Source organism: Thomasclavelia saccharogumia DSM 17460, from assembly GCF_000686665.1.
Taxonomy (GTDB): Bacteria; Bacillota_I; Bacilli_A; order Erysipelotrichales; family Coprobacillaceae; genus Thomasclavelia; species Thomasclavelia saccharogumia.
The window spans coordinates 1-15,845 of sequence record NZ_JMLH01000064.1; the positions used below are offsets into that span (position 1 = coordinate 1).

The window sequence follows — 15,845 nt, forward strand, 5'->3', positions numbered from 1 at the left end:
ATTAGTATACAATGAATTTCTTGTTTAACCTATTTTTTTCTATAAAAGAAATAATTTTTAAATCTATTTATTCTAATAAATACCAATTTTCCTATGGTTATGTTATATTTATAAATAGGATGTGATCAGATGAAATTAAGACTAACAAAAAACAGTGATTTAAATGCAGTTATGGAAATTATTAATCAAGCTAAATCTTATTTTAAAGCCCAAGGCATCAATCAATGGCAAGATGGTTATCCAAACGAAATTTCCATTATTAACGATATTGGACAACATGAGGCTTATGTTTTAGAAGATGATGGTAAAATTATTGCCACAGCAATGATTTCCAAAGCTATAGAACCTAATTATAACTATATCGAAGGGAAATGGTTACAAGACGGTAAATATCTTGTAGTACATAGAATTGCTATCCGCGATAATTATAAAGGGCAGGGACTAGCAAAAATAATTCTAGATGAAACTTTAAAATTATTTCCTAACATATCAAGTATTCGAATGGATACGCATGATGATAATCTTTCTATGCAGCGTTTTTTAACTAAATATGGCTTTAATTATTGTGGTACTATTTATTTAGAAAACAAAGAGAAACGTCGAGCTTATGAAAAGCTTCTTTAACCTGCAAAATTTTGCAGGTTTTATTTTGATTATTAAAATCAAAACCTAAATAAGCAAAATCATTCATATTTATAATCATTTTACATATCTTAAGATGAGGTGAAAAAATGAACTGTAAGATAGATAGACCTTATCCTAAAGTAGCGATTGAGGCACCAAATGAAACATATGGACTAATGATTTTAGATAATGTTGGCGGTATGAATTCTAAAATTTCTGCCATTAGTCAATATATTTATGATCATGCTATTACTAGTAAAGAATTTCTTGAATTAAAACAAATATTTTTAGATATTTCATTGGTTGAAATCCATCATTTAAATATATTTATGGAATTAGCACTAAAATTAGAAATGGATCCCCGCTGGTGGACCTGTTTAAATGACCAGTGCTGTTATTGGTCACCTTCATATTTAAACTATCCGCAACAAATCGATGAAATATTACAAACTGCCATCGATAACGAGTATCAGGCAATCAATAAGTATATGTATCAAATTAAAATTATTAAAGACCCTTTTATTGTTGCAATTTTAAAACGAATCATTGAAGATGAAGAATTACACATTAAGATTTTAAAAGAATGGCAGGCTAAATTAGTTAGATAAACTAACTAATTAGCTTGCCTTCTTTCAATAGCTGCAACATTTCTAAATTTTGTGCTGCGCTGCCTACATAATTATTTATTCCATTTAGATTAGCTAGTCGCCTTCTGTTTTCAAAACTGATATCTTCACCAATCTCACTTAAAGCATTTACCAAACTATCACCGACATAATTAGGATTAGATAAATAATTTACTTTTCCTTCAATTACCTGATCATTTACCCAGCCCTGATCTTCACCTATCAAGTATGGATTACGAGCATTTCGCACGATCCTGCTTATTCTTCCGACATTACGATATGGTCGCAATGGATTAGTAGATTCACTTGTCAAAAACACATAATTAAATCTAACTGTATCACCTATTTTATATTGTTCTACAGGCGTATTCTTATCAAAATTATTTTTTCCGGCTTGTTTAATTATTGTCGGAAAGTCTTTGTAGCAATAATTTAAGTCTACTATCGTTGGTACACCCTCTACCCAGCCAGTTGATGAATACTGCCACATATCATACGGCTTATCAAAATTCAATTCTGAAGCATAGTTAGCAACCCAGCGTGTATAATTATCAAAAATATTGCTCGTTAATTTTGTTTTCCACCAGTATAAAGAGGCATACATTCCAACAAAATAACCTTCTTTTTCTAATTCATCAGCAAAGGCCTTTGCAATATTTGCAATTACCGCATTTGATTGTTTCCCTGTAGTATTTTCATCTTCTAAATCGTAATATACAGGATAAGCCATTTTATAATCTTTGACTAAACGCATTACATGCTGGGCTTCACCTTTAGCATCACTGCTGTTTTTCGCATAAGAATATAAATATACACCAAAAGGAATACCCAATCTTGTGCACTCATCAGCATTTCTTTTAAATAATTTATCATCCTGACCAGGAAGATCCTGTCCATAACCGCATCTTATAATTGCAAAATCAATATGTTTTTTTGCTGTTTCCCAATCAATCAAGCCTTGATATTGTGAAACATCAATTCCATGTGTCAATACATCTGTTCTCAATTCCATTATTTTTCCTCCCAATTTTAATATATGAAGATTTTATGAAAATGTGTGACTTTGACAACATTTTCATCATTTGGGTGTTAAAATAAAAATAATGTGATATAATCACATTGATATGGATTTTCAATTCATATAACTTAAATTGAATATAAAATTTTATAATATATTAAAAAAATAGGAGGTAATTAAATGAAAAAGCTATTCATTTCAACCTTAGGTGTATGTACGGCACTATCGTTATTCATTTTTCCTACAACCATTAAGGCGACTGATTTTGAAGGGCAAGAAGATAAGTATATGAAAATTTGTTCTTCTTCCAATCTGTCAAATAGTAATTTAAATACGTGCAAAGAATTTAATACATATCTTAAAAACAAAAATCAAGAATTAAAAAATCAAGTTAATGATACTAAAAATGAGGCTTCTAATACTAAAGCTAATATTGATAGTATCACAGCAGAAATCACTTCATTAAATGATGATATTGCTCAAAAAGAAGCTGAAATCAATTATTTACAAACATCTATTTCTAATTTAGAAGCTAGTATTGAAAAAAAAGAAACAGAACTTAAAGATCGAATGTATTCAATGCAAACCTATATGAATGATAATTCATATATTGACTTTATCTTCGGCGCATCAGATTTTTCTGATATGTTTTCTAGAATCCAAAGCATTAATGAATTAACATCTTACGATAAAGAATTAGTATCTGAATTAGCTGATGAGAAAAAACAAGTTGAATCACAAAAAGCCACAGTAGTTAGTGCAAAAGCTAATATTGAAGCTCAACGTGAAGCTAAAAAAACGTTGCAAGAGCAATTTGAAGCATTGTATATTGAACAAAATGCTGAAATAATTGCTCAAGAAAAAGCAGCACTACAAGCTCAAAACAGCAGTCAAAAGATCGATGATAATTTAGCTGCCTTTGCTGCTGCTGTAAAAGAATCTGAAGTTCCAAGTGGTAATGTAGTTTCTGGTAATTCTGAAATTGGTAATGCAATCGCAAACAAGGCATTAAGTAAACAAGGAAGTGTTTATGTATATGGAGCTTGTCATAGTATGTCCGAAATCGCTAATCCTAATCAATCAACTTTTGATTGTTCTGGTTTAGTTAGCTGGGCTTTCTATCAAGCCGGTGTCAACATTGGCAGCAACAGTACTAAAACATTAGCAAATAAAGGGGTATCGGTATCACGTAGTAATATGCAGGCTGGAGATATTATTTTGTTTAGTAGTAACGGCAGCGCTAGTGGTATCCATCATGTTGGTATTTATATTGGTGGTGGAAATATGGTACACGCTCCACAAACTGGTGACGTAGTAAAAATTGCCTCTTTAAGCAGTTCTTATTATCAGGCTCACTGGTATGATGTTAGAAGATTATATTAGATAAGCAAATTGCTTATCTTTTTATTTATTAAAAATAGTCTTTTAACTTAGAAAATTTATAAACATCTATTTACTTATGTCGAATTTTGTAGGATAATTACCGTGTATCGAGGTGATTAAATGAAAATTAAAAAAATTATACCGGCAATAGTTGTATTGTCACTTTTAACAACTACATATTCTAATGTCTTACCAGTAAAAGCTGTAGATTTTGAAGGTAATGAAAGTAAATATATGAATTTATGTTCATCTTCTAATATATCTAGCAGTAATAAATCGACATGTGAACAATTTAATAAATATTTAAAAGAAAAAAATAAAGATTTAACTGCTCAATTAGCTTCTCAAAAAGAAGCTGCTAATGATACTAAAGCAACACTTGAAAGTGTTCAAAAACAATTAGATGAAATTAATAAACAAATTAGTGATAAAGAAGCTGAAATTAATTATTTAACAACAACGATTTCTAATCTTCAAGCAAGTATTGAAAAAAATACTCAATTATTAAAAGATCGAATGTATTCAATGCAATCTTATAGTAATGATAATACATTCATCAACTTTATTTTTGGTGCTTCTAATTTTTCTGATATGTTTGCTAGAATCGAAGGATTTAATGAATTAACTAGAAGTGATAAAGAATTGATTGCTGAATTAAGCAATCAAAAAATTCAAGTTGAAGAACAGCAAAAAACACTTGAAGATGCTAAAACAGCATTATTGAGTCAACAGGAAGCCCAAAAAACTTTACAAAATAAATATACTGCTTTATTAGAAGAACAAAATAAAAATATTGCTTCTACTCAAAACGCTATTTATGATTATGGTGAAATGACAGAAAGTTTAAATGCAGCAATTGAAGAATTCAACAAAAACGCATACGAAACCCCTGCTCCTACACCACCAAAGCCAAATACTTCAAACAATAATTCAAATAACAGCAGTAATAATAATAGCAACAACAATAACAGTAATAATAACAACAATAGCAATAACAACAATTCATCAAACATTAGTAATTTAGGTGAAAAGATCTATGCTGCTGCATATAGCCAACTGGGAAAACGCTATTGGTGGGGAGCTTCTGGTCCTGATTATTACGATTGTTCAGGTTTAGTATATTGGAGTCTAAGACAAGCTGGTGTTTCTGGAGGACGTGGTACTGCATCATCTTATTCACAAAAATGGACAGGTGTCAGCTTTAACAATTCTCAAACTGGTGATTTAGTATGTTTTGGAAGTCCTGCTTATCACATTGGAATTGTAATCGTTAACTCTGATGGTTCAAGATCAATGATTCATGCTGGAGGTGGCGATAGCTCTACTCATGGTGATAATCCTAATGCTTGTGTTAAAATTTCTTCGATAGAACCAGGGTCATATTATTACTCTAGAATTTCAACAATCCGGCATGTTAATTAACACTGATAAACTAATATATCATTAAAGCACAAAAAAATGTGTTATGGCCTAAGCCATAACACATTTTTCTATATCTGATTCATAACTGTCAGTATTTTGTCCTTGACATTAAAATCAATTTATAATCAGTGTTTTTTTTATTTATATATTTAAATATCTTTAACATATGCTATAATCATTCAAAGAATGGGGGTTATTATGAAATATATACATCAATTTTTAATTATTTTAACTGTTTCCTTTATTGGAGAACTGCTTGGATTGATTTTACCATTACCTATTCCTGCAAGTGTATATGGTTTAGGAATTATGTTAATATGTTTATTTACAGGTGTTATTAAAATTAAACAAATTGAAGATGTTGCAGATTGGTTAATATTAATTATGCCAGTATTATTTGTACCTTCTGCAGTTAGTCTGATCAATGTAGGAGAAACGATAATGAAAGATATTTTAATTATTAGTGTCATTACTTTGATTAGTACTATAGTTGTTATGGTTGTTACAGGAAAAGTTGCTCAATCTATAATTGAAAGAAAGGAGCATCATGAAAGTGAATGATATTTTAATTGATACTGTTTATTTTGGATTAGTGATAAGTTTTTTATGTTATTGGATAGCAATGCAAATTAGAAAAAAGTTACCCTATCCAATATTTAATCCACTATTAATTAGTGCTATCATTATTATTAGTATCTTAGTTATTTTTAACATTGATTTTGATACCTATAATAAAGGTGCACAATTTATTACTATGCTGTTAACACCATCAACTGTATGTCTCGCTATTCCTTTATATAAACAGATAAAAATTTTAATTAAACATTTTGATGCTATTATAATCAGTCTTTTAAGTGGATGTATAGCTGGTATTGCATCAATATTTATCATATGTTTTTTTATGAAAGTTGAACCTATTATTTATTATTCACTTTTACCAAAATCAATTACCACTGCGATTGCTATCGGTGTTTCTGATAAAATAGGCGGTAATTCTACTATTACTGTAGGGGTTGTCATCGTTACAGGTATTTTAGGTGCGATTATCGCTAAAAGTATCTGCAAACTATGTAATATTAAACATCCTGTTGCAATTGGCTTAGCACTTGGAAACAGCGCTCACGCAATCGGTACAGCAAAAGCTCTTGAATTTGGTGAAATAGAAGGTGCCATGAGTAGTTTATCTATTGTAATATCTGGATTATTAACTGTAATCATTGCTCCATTAATGGCTACATTACTTTAATCTTATTACACAAATAAAGTATAAATCTCAAACCGTTGAAATATTTTTTTAACGGTTTTTAAGTTAACATATAAATAATCGTTCACGATTAATTTTTCATTATTCACCATATATTTTCCTTTGCTGATATCAACAAGTTTATTATTAAACACAAATAATTTATTTTATCAAATATATTACAATAAAATAATTTAAAAGCAAACAGTAGTATAACTTAATATAAACTTGTAAAATCGCTATTCCTCATTAAATTCATACCAACTTATAAAATGATTAATTTCTAGATTCTTCCTTCTTTATTTATGATTTTTTATTCGTAAATAAAGCTTTCTTAATAAATTTTCTCCATTATTAAGATTTACTGTCTTATAAAAGGCATTTCATGACCAGCATAAAGTTATCTATTATTAACGCAATTTAAGAATAAATATAATAAAATGTTAGCAACAATAAATTAAATTTTTATATAATTATTCAACATTTTAGCATAATACCATTTACCCATAATATTTCATTAAATTTCCATATGCTGGATCCAAAAACTATAAAAAAACAGTCTTCAATTACGTTTTATAACTGAAAACTGTTTTAAATTTAAGAGAGAATCTTATTTTATTACAATTTCAAAAAAGACTTTACTACATACTATTTATATGTTCTTCTTTTTTTATTTATTGCTAATACCATTGAAGCTAATGCTAATCCTGCTAATGAATAGCCTAAACTTACTGTATCTCCAGTCCTGATACTTACAGTTGTATCTCCTGATTTTACTGTGTCGCTTGTTACATTTTCATTTACTACAGGTAATTCTGAATTAACTGCTAATCCTTCAATTGCACTGTTCAATGCTGCTACAGCTGCTTCCACTTCTGCTTCTGTAGCTTCTGGATCATCTAATACTGCTTGGACACCATTTAATGTTTCTTGCAATACATTCCATGATTCAGCTGTATAGCTAGCTACATTTAAACCTTGGACCTTATTAATTAGGTCATTTAATAAATCTTTATTTGGTTTTAGTCTCAAGTTCAAGAAGGCTTTTACTAATTCTGTATAGGCTTCATCTACTTCATCCTGCATTGCATTTTCATTAGCTAATACATCTTTAGCTTTTTCCAATACAGCTAACATATTAGACCATGATGATTCAATGTATTTACTTTCATCTAATCCATTGATTTGATCTACTTGTTTTTGTAATGCTGTTTTATCTCCTTTATAGAATTCCAACATCTGCATTACATTTGCTAGTCGAGTAAAAGCATTATTTACTTCTTCTTGAGTGGCACCTATATCATTGTAAACTGCATTAGCTTCATCTCTCGCTGTTTTGAATTCATCAGCTACTACTGGAATTACTTTTTCTAAATCTTTATCAGTAATTGCATTAGCTAAATCAATTGCAATCTTTAATGCAGTTTTATCACTATCAACTACTTTATCTCCATATAAATGGAATTCATATACTCTAGCATTATCTTCATTAGCGCTACCTAATTTTTTAATTAATAATCTAAAATTATCACCTATAACTGGTGTATCTAAGTTTGCATAATAAAGATTCTCTTGGTTACCAGTTACATTATGAACATCTTTCCATTCACCGTTTTCTTTAACTTGTAATTGGAAATCTCTTGTAATATAACTTGAATTTTCTTTTTCTGCACTCAATAATTCTAAAGCATCTACACGGTATTTTTGTGGTAATTTTACTTCTAGCCAGTAATATCCATTATCATCATTACTATTACGACAACTCCATTTTGTATTTGTATCAAAATCAATTGCTTTAATAGCTTCTTCATTTTCATTAACAGCATGATTTACTGATACTTCAATACCAGGAGTTTTCATAATACTTCCAGTAAATGTTGAATAATCCTTATCACCATAAAGTTCAACTTCATAAATTCTCGTTGTTCTAGCTTGATTTGCTTGAGTTGGGTTTGTTACATACAAACGAACATAACGTCCTTCAAACATAGGTAAAGTTCTTGAAGTTGTTGAATCAGTGTTTCCTACAACACTATCAACATCTAACCATTCATCACCTGATTTTACTTGAAGTTTGAAATCTCTTGTATTATATGATGCTTGTTCTCCACCAGCTTGAGCATGTTTTACAACCCATTTATTTAATTGATAAACATCTCCTAAATCTATTTCTAACCAGAAATCTGGATTTGCTGATGACTCATTATCTTTACTACACCATTTAGTTTTAATATTACCGTCAACAGCATATTTTCCATCTTCTGCTTCGCTATGTCTACCACTAGCTGTTACATTTTTATTTTTAGCTATATTTTCAGTAGAATTTAATTTTTTACCTGTTAAACCACTACTATTTTCTACTTTTAATTTTAATGAATCTGAAACATTTCCAAAAAGATCAACTGCTACTACAGTATAATAGAAAGTTCCTGCTTGTTTTGTTTCACTATAACTTAAATCATTTGTAGATGTTAAAAGACTTACTTCATCTAAATCATAATTTTCTTCATCACCACTATATACTCGATACTCTTTAATCTTTATATTATCAGTTGCTTCAGGCCAACTAAATTTAACTAGACCAATATCAAGATATCTTTCATCTAACTTAATTTCACCATTAAGTATAGGTTTTTCGAAATCAGAAACATCTACTTTTATAACAGATAAATTTAATGATTTATTCCCAAAATAATCTTCTGCTTCTACTTTAAAATATTTAACTACATTTGATACATCAAATGCATAAGTTGTATCTTTAGTTGATGTAACTAATGTTTCATCATTTAATTCAAAATCTTCTTGAGTTGAGCTATAGATGTTATATTGTTTAATTTGTGTATTATCTGTAGCTTCATCCCAATTTAATGCTAATGTACCTTCATTTAATTTTGAATCATCTAATGTTAATCCTGTTACATCACTTGGATTTTCATTATCTACTTCTCTTGCCCAATCACTTGGTTGACTACCCATTACATATTCTAAAATTCCACCTTCTTTAATTTGATCCCAAGTTAATTTAGAAGATGTTAATGGTTGTCCATTCCATGTTGCTGATTGAACATAGATATTTTCATCACTAACATTGATTCCTTTAATAACAAAATCATTTCCTGTTCCTAAATGATAAGTAACTTCTGGTAAACGTGTTCCATGTAAATAATAATTATTAGTTCCTGACATTGGGAAGAATCCACTCATCATAAACAAATACATTGAACTCATTGCACCATTATCTTCATCACCTGGATAACCAACATCAGTATATTTACTTAAATACACATCAACCCATTTACTTGCTAAATCAGGACGTTGAACTTCATCACTTGCTAAAGTCCAAATTGTTTGGAATGCAGGTTCATTTGCAAAATTGATATAACCTTGTCCTAAAGCATAATCTAAACGATCAGCATATTCATATTTACCGCCCATTTTTTCTACTAATGTTGGTAAATCAAATGTAGGAGCATAACTTCCTTCCCAAATTCCCGCTTCATAGAAGTCGTCATTATAACCTTGCCATAATTTTTCAGTTCCATCATTTCCTACAAAATGACTTGGATCCACAGTTGCATAACTTCCATCTGCCGCTCTTTTATGAATAAATCCTTTATAACCATCTGATGATACAAGATTTTCATCCCAGTTATTTAACCATTTTTTAGAAGATTGAATATATTTTTCATAATCTTCTTGATAACCTAACCCATTTGCCATCATAGCTACAGCATAATCATTATAAGCAAAACCTACTGTTGCTGAACTTGGTTTCAAACGCCACGAATACTTATCACCATTAATCGCTTCTGTTTCACCAGTATTCCATCCTAGTGTTGCATAATTTTTTGAACGATAATTTTCTGCTTCACTTTTAACAACTTGATAAGCTTCTTGCCAATCTACACCTTCAATTCCTTTTAAATATGCATCAGCAATGATATTTTCAATATCATTTCCACCTTGTCCACAAACATATTCTTTTCCTTGAATATAAGCATCTGATATTTTTCCAGTCTCTTTATAACGTTTAATAAATGAATTAATATTTGCTGCAACCATTTCTGGACGAGTTAATTGTAAAAACGGAAATACTGTTCGCCAAGAATCCCACAATGTATAATAATCATCCCAAGTACCATGATCTTCTGTACGATCTCTTGGTTGAACATTAGTATGATATAAAGCAGTATAGAATTTACCTTTTGTTTCTTCGTCAACTTGACTACCTAATTCTACTTCCCCAAGAATTTCATTCCATATATCTTGGGCTTCTTCTTTTTCTTTTTCAAAATCAAATTCACTAATTTCATTATTTAAAAATTCTTTTGCTTTATCTACACTTACAAAAGAAATTGCAATTTTAACATTAACTTCTTGATTACTTGAAGTATCAAATTTTACATAGGCTCCAAAATGTTCATTATTAGATGTTTTTTCTAAACTTAAAACATCATTTTTTAATCCACCATTATCCCATGTTCCAATTTCTTCAATATCTTGATCAAATTCTAAAGCAAAATACATATTCCAATCACTAGGGTTCCAGTTTTTACTAAATGTACCACCACCAGTAATCATTTTATTTTCTTTATCAATATTAACTGATCCAGCTTTTAAAGCTACTTCTCCGCCAATTTTTCTACTTACATCAATTAATAATGATGAATCAGCATTTTCTGGATAAGTGAAACGATAAATTGCTGAATGGTGATTAGGTGTTACTTCAGCTTTAATATCATATTTATCAAGCTTAACTGTATAATAATTTGCTTGTCCTTTTTCTTCACTTATACTTGAAGCATGATCCCGATCACTTGTTTTTATTTCACCAGTTTGAGGTGATAATAAAAAATTACCATATGATTTTGTTCCTCCAGAACCTTGCGTATATAACTGACCAAAACCAACTACAGGATTTCCGCGATGATACCCTCCATTATCAGGTGGTGTTGTTTCAGGACTTGGATGAATAGATCCATTAGGTAATGATGGACCGGCTGATGTTGATCCTTCATCGACATTAGTTCCAAATAATGTATTCGTATATTCAACATAATTTTCATCAGTTTCACATGTTGCATCAACATTTATACTATTTATCGAAAAAACCGACATAATCATAAATGCTGATAATAAAACAGCAACAACTTTTTTTCCACGAATATTCATAATCTCATTTTTCCTTTCTCAAAATTAAAATTATTAATTAAAATATTATACATAATCTAAAATTCTATTAATTTCACCTCCTTAGATCATTAAAAAACTTATTTACATTTTAATTATAAATTTATTAAAAAATTTTTACTATTTAGAACTTTTGTAATTATTTTTTCAAAAATTAAATATAAAATTTTTTAAAAACTTTTTTACAAAAATTTTATATCAATAAATCAAAAGAGGCTGTAACGCATTTAAAAATGTGTTTGACCAAAAATAAAAAATAGCACTTAAACTCAGATGAGTATAGGTGCTATTTTGGGTATAATTAGATTATTATCACATCATAAAAGAATTATAACCATGGATATTTCTGTGAAAAAAGTCGACATACTTATCTAAGCGACTTCTAATACAGTTCTACAAATATCATCATAGGAAACATATTTTTTTAAAAAAGAAAAATTTAGTAGTAAATAAGATTGAAATGAGTTATAGTTTAAAATGTTAATATTATTATTTTGCATGAAAATATTATACCAAAAAAACGCTCGCTTGAGCGCTTTTTTGTTTTATGAAACTGTAAAATAATTATTTACTTGTTCTCATTCATTAATCTATATTCAAAGTCTTATTTATGTGCTTTTCTTTTTTTATTTGCAACTAATACCATTGAAGCTACTGCTAATCCTGCTAGTGAATATCCTAAACTTGCACTATCTCCTGTCTTGATACTTGCTGTTGTATCTCCTGCTTTTACTACAGTGTTTGCTACACCTGCTTCTACACTATTTTCTGGATTTGTTACTAATAATCCTGCTAACGCATTTTCCATTGCTTCTACAGCTGCTGCAACTTCTTCTTCTGTTGCATTTTCATTTGCTATTGTTGCCTGTGCATTTAATAATGCATCTTCTACTACTTGCCATGCTGCCATGCTATAATTAGCTGCATTTAAACTTTGAGCTCTATTTATTAAACTGTTTAATAAGTCTTTGCTTGGTTTTAATCTTAAGTCTAAATATGCTCTTACAACTGCATCATATACTTCATTTACTTCATCCTGCATTGCATTTTCATTAGCCAATACATCATTTGCATTTTCTAATGTTGAAGCAAATTCATTCCATGTAATATCTGTATATAAGTTTGCATCTAAATCACTTACACTATTTACAAATGCCTGTAATGCTGTTTTATCTCCTTTGATGAAATCTAACATTTGCATTGCATTAGCTAAACGAGCAAATGCGTTATCAATTTGTGCTTGACTAGCACTATTATTAGCTAAAACTTCTTGAGCCTGGGCTAAAGCTGCATTAAATTCATTTGCTACTACTGGTACAACTTTTTCTAATTGTTCTTCACTTACATTATTTGCTACTTCTACAGCGATTTCTAATGCTGTTTTATCAGCATCTACTACTGGATTATCTTCTTTTGTCCAGCATATATCTTTTGCAAATGTATAAACACATTGTCCCCATGTATAAATATCATGTGAACCATGTACTAATCCTCCATCAATGAAGTTTTCTTCTGGCATAGCTAATTTACACCAGTCACGAATTGTTTCATATGCTCCATAATATCCAAATCCATTAGCAAACAATGCTGTATCTGAATCTCCTGCCATTGTAAATACTACTGAATTTAATAAATCTTCTGATGGTTCGATATTAGCATATACTTCTTCTAAGTATGCTGCCCCATCACTATAGAATCTATTTGAATTATATTCAAATCCATCTTTGAATGTTGCATTTCCAATATTACATCCTGAGAAAATTCCAAAATATCCAAAACTATCTGCATGATGGAATGCCATATATGTTGTTGTCATTGCCCCCATTGAGAATCCTGCAAAAGCACGATCATTTGGATTTGTTGATACGTTATAATTTGCTTCCATATATGGAATTATATAATTAATTACATTATCTGCAATACGTCCATAATTCCAACCGAATAATGTATTGTCCATACCAACAACGATTGCTTCTTGATCTGGATTTTCTGCAATTAAATGATCCATCGCATTTGTTGCTTGTGGTTGTGAGAACCAGTATGTTTCATTTCCACCAGCTCCATGTGATAAATAAATTACACGATATGGTTCTGCTCTATCAGGATCATAGTTTGCTGGTAAATAAATTCCTAAATCCTGATCATCTGCCAATAATCCTTCATATTCTACATATTCTAAAGTTCCTTTATCATCACCTTCATATGGTGTAAGGTAATCTAAATTTGGTGATTCAGATTGTTTTACAGGATCCCATTTTCCATAAACTATACTATGAGTAATATCACCTGTATCTGAATTACTATTAGCTTCATTTTCACGACATGGTGATGGATTAGCTGGATCATCAATTGTTACACTTCTTTGATTATCAAAACTAATTTGATAGTAATAATAATGCGCACCACTGATCATTGGAATATCCAACTCATAATTACCAGTTTCTTCATTCAATGTCATATCAAATGTCCATTCAGCTCCCCATATACCACTTCCAGTATCACGAGTACGTGGGTGAACATTTGCACAGAAATCACCATTTTGATATGCATCTAAACCATGATCTGAATTTTCAGACATCGGTGCATCACCAGATAATAATCTAAATGATCCAACAACTTGAACACCAGTAATTGTTGTACCTTCTGGAACACTAATTCTAGAATCGTTATTTACATCATAAACAAAATGTGCTGTATATCCTGATGATGATTCTTCATCTTCTACAACAGTAACTCCTGGTTGATATGCTTCAGTAATTGGATTGGCTGGTTTGTCTTCATCTTCCCATAAGAAATCTTTTACAAATTTAGAGAATAGATTACGCCATACTCCCCAGTCATGAGCACCATTGATTTCAAAATACTCATAATCTGCACCTGCAGCCTCAAGGCTTGCAATAAATCTTGGATATGTTGATCTTCCAAAATCAAAATGTCCATATCCTAACATTAATGTTGGATAATCAAAGTTTTCAACATTTGGTACATCTACAGTTACATTATATGACCAAATACCAAAATATCCAAATTCACCAGCTAATGTTGAATATACTGATGATGCAGTCATCCCACCTGCTGATAATCCTGCAAATGCACGATCTCTTGCATCATGTGAAACGCTATAATTTTCTTCCATATATGGAATAATATTTTCCATTAAGTTTTGTTTAATTCTTGTATAATTCCATCCAAAATATGAATTGTCCATTGTTACTACAATTGTATTTGGATCTACTTCACCTGCGGCAATTAAGTTATCCATGATGTTGTCTGCTGCACCAATTTCGTGCCATTCAACTTCATTTCCGCCACCACCATGAGATAAATATAATGTTTTATATGTTTTTGATGAATCATATTCATATGGTAAATAAATTCCTAATGGCTGTTGTGTCCCTGTAGATGCTGTATAGTTTACGTAAGTTGTTTCACCTACTTGGCCATCAGTTCTTGGGAAAATCCATTCTTGTCCATCTAAAGCTTCATCACTATTTCCTACAAATAATAAACTCCATCCGCTATCACTACCATCATTATCTAATGGCATATTTGTTGGATCTTTAACTCTAGTAGTTGTTGTTCCATCATTAATATCAAATGAATAGAACCATTCTCCAGCTGGTACAGGAATAACTACTGACCAAGTTCCGTTGTACTCCTCAGTCATCGCATAAGCAATACTTTGCCCAGAAGTCATGACATCGTATCCAGTTGGAAACATACCATCTTTATATTGATATGCATTGTAAGCCACAATTCTCTCACCATTTTGATATTGTGAAACTTGTTCTTGAGAATAAAATTGGAATCCACCAACTAAGCTAACACTTTCTAGATCTTGATCAGTTTTATATGTAAATCTAACTTGATATTGTGCATCAGATTCAGGAAAACTTACATTTCTAGAAATTGTATAACCTGGCTGAGATTCGTTTTCAACAGCAAATACATAACTTACAGTTGAAAATACCATTGCTAATGAAGCAATGATTGATAATAATTTTTTCATAATTTCTCCTTTCTGTTATGAAGTGACCTTTGTCAAGTGAAAATTACACATTCATAATAAAATTATTTAATTTTATCATCAATGGCATACAAAAGCCCCAAAATACTAGATTTATCGACAGTTAACCACTCTGTTATACGGAGATTGGCTACTCCAAGGTTAATGGTTCGTCAAATAAGTTCTAACTATCTTTAAACGTGGATCATCTATAATTTCTGATATTCCAGATCGCGACTTCTTTTATATCTTATTTATGCCACAAAGAAAGGACCGTAGATAACTAAACCTGCTTCTCCTTTTTTGAGGCTTTTCTATGCCATTGATTTTGTG

The 15,845-nt window shown here is 30.3% G+C and carries 9 protein-coding genes; 6 read left to right on the forward strand and 3 right to left on the reverse strand.

Annotated features, from left to right (window positions below):
- Positions 1-129 precede the first annotated feature (129 nt).
- Positions 130-624: a GNAT family N-acetyltransferase gene (locus BR82_RS0112030; protein ID WP_027090391.1), complete on the forward strand. Its 495-nt coding sequence runs from the start codon at positions 130-132 to the stop codon at positions 622-624.
- Between the two features lie 107 nt (positions 625-731).
- Entirely contained in the window at positions 732-1,232 is a 501-nt protein-coding gene (locus tag BR82_RS0112035; protein WP_027090392.1) for a ferritin-like domain-containing protein, read from the forward strand.
- A 1-nt stretch (position 1,233) separates the two neighbouring features.
- Here BR82_RS0112035 and BR82_RS0112040 read toward each other — a convergent pair whose 3' ends face one another.
- Positions 1,234-2,262, reverse strand: a complete 1,029-nt coding sequence (locus BR82_RS0112040) for a glycoside hydrolase family 25 protein (RefSeq protein ID WP_027090393.1) — start codon at positions 2,260-2,262, stop codon at positions 1,234-1,236.
- Between the two features lie 186 nt (positions 2,263-2,448).
- Here BR82_RS0112040 and BR82_RS0112045 point away from each other — a divergent pair, with 186 nt between their 5' ends.
- From BR82_RS0112045 to BR82_RS0112060, 4 genes are all read left to right on the forward strand, one after another.
- A complete protein-coding gene (locus tag BR82_RS0112045; protein WP_027090394.1) occupies positions 2,449-3,651 on the forward strand; it encodes a C40 family peptidase in 1,203 nt (400 codons plus the stop codon).
- A gap of 120 nt (positions 3,652-3,771) precedes the next feature.
- Positions 3,772-5,073, forward strand: coding sequence for a coiled-coil domain-containing protein (locus BR82_RS0112050; protein ID WP_027090395.1), 1,302 nt, complete (start codon positions 3,772-3,774; stop codon positions 5,071-5,073).
- Between the two features lie 198 nt (positions 5,074-5,271).
- Positions 5,272-5,634 (forward strand): CidA/LrgA family protein, encoded by a 363-nt coding sequence (locus BR82_RS0112055; protein WP_027090396.1) that lies wholly within the window; start codon positions 5,272-5,274, stop codon positions 5,632-5,634.
- Positions 5,627-6,319: an LrgB family protein gene (locus BR82_RS0112060; protein WP_034864932.1), complete on the forward strand. Its 693-nt coding sequence runs from the start codon at positions 5,627-5,629 to the stop codon at positions 6,317-6,319. Before BR82_RS0112055 ends, BR82_RS0112060 begins: the two co-directional genes overlap by 8 nt.
- Before the next feature lie 645 nt (positions 6,320-6,964).
- Here the strand turns inward: BR82_RS0112060 and BR82_RS0112065 are convergent.
- On the reverse strand, positions 6,965-11,488 hold the full coding sequence (locus tag BR82_RS0112065) for a GH92 family glycosyl hydrolase (RefSeq protein ID WP_027090398.1): 4,524 nt from the start codon (positions 11,486-11,488) through the stop codon (positions 6,965-6,967).
- A 622-nt stretch (positions 11,489-12,110) separates the two neighbouring features.
- The gene (locus BR82_RS16435; RefSeq protein WP_051592828.1) at positions 12,111-15,515 is read right to left on the reverse strand and encodes an alpha/beta hydrolase; all 3,405 of its coding nucleotides are present in this window, start codon (positions 15,513-15,515) and stop codon (positions 12,111-12,113) included.
- Between the last annotated feature and the right edge of the window lie 330 nt (positions 15,516-15,845).

Coding starts and splice junctions, on each gene's coding strand:
- BR82_RS0112030 (WP_027090391.1), top strand. CDS start 130: ATGAAATTAAGACTAACAAAAAACAGTGATTTAAATGCAGTTATGGAA.
- BR82_RS0112035 (WP_027090392.1), top strand. CDS start 732: ATGAACTGTAAGATAGATAGACCTTATCCTAAAGTAGCGATTGAGGCA.
- BR82_RS0112040 (WP_027090393.1), bottom strand. CDS start 2,262: ATGGAATTGAGAACAGATGTATTGACACATGGAATTGATGTTTCACAA.
- BR82_RS0112045 (WP_027090394.1), top strand. CDS start 2,449: ATGAAAAAGCTATTCATTTCAACCTTAGGTGTATGTACGGCACTATCG.
- BR82_RS0112050 (WP_027090395.1), top strand. CDS start 3,772: ATGAAAATTAAAAAAATTATACCGGCAATAGTTGTATTGTCACTTTTA.
- BR82_RS0112055 (WP_027090396.1), top strand. CDS start 5,272: ATGAAATATATACATCAATTTTTAATTATTTTAACTGTTTCCTTTATT.
- BR82_RS0112065 (WP_027090398.1), bottom strand. CDS start 11,488: ATGAATATTCGTGGAAAAAAAGTTGTTGCTGTTTTATTATCAGCATTT.
- BR82_RS16435 (WP_051592828.1), bottom strand. CDS start 15,515: ATGAAAAAATTATTATCAATCATTGCTTCATTAGCAATGGTATTTTCA.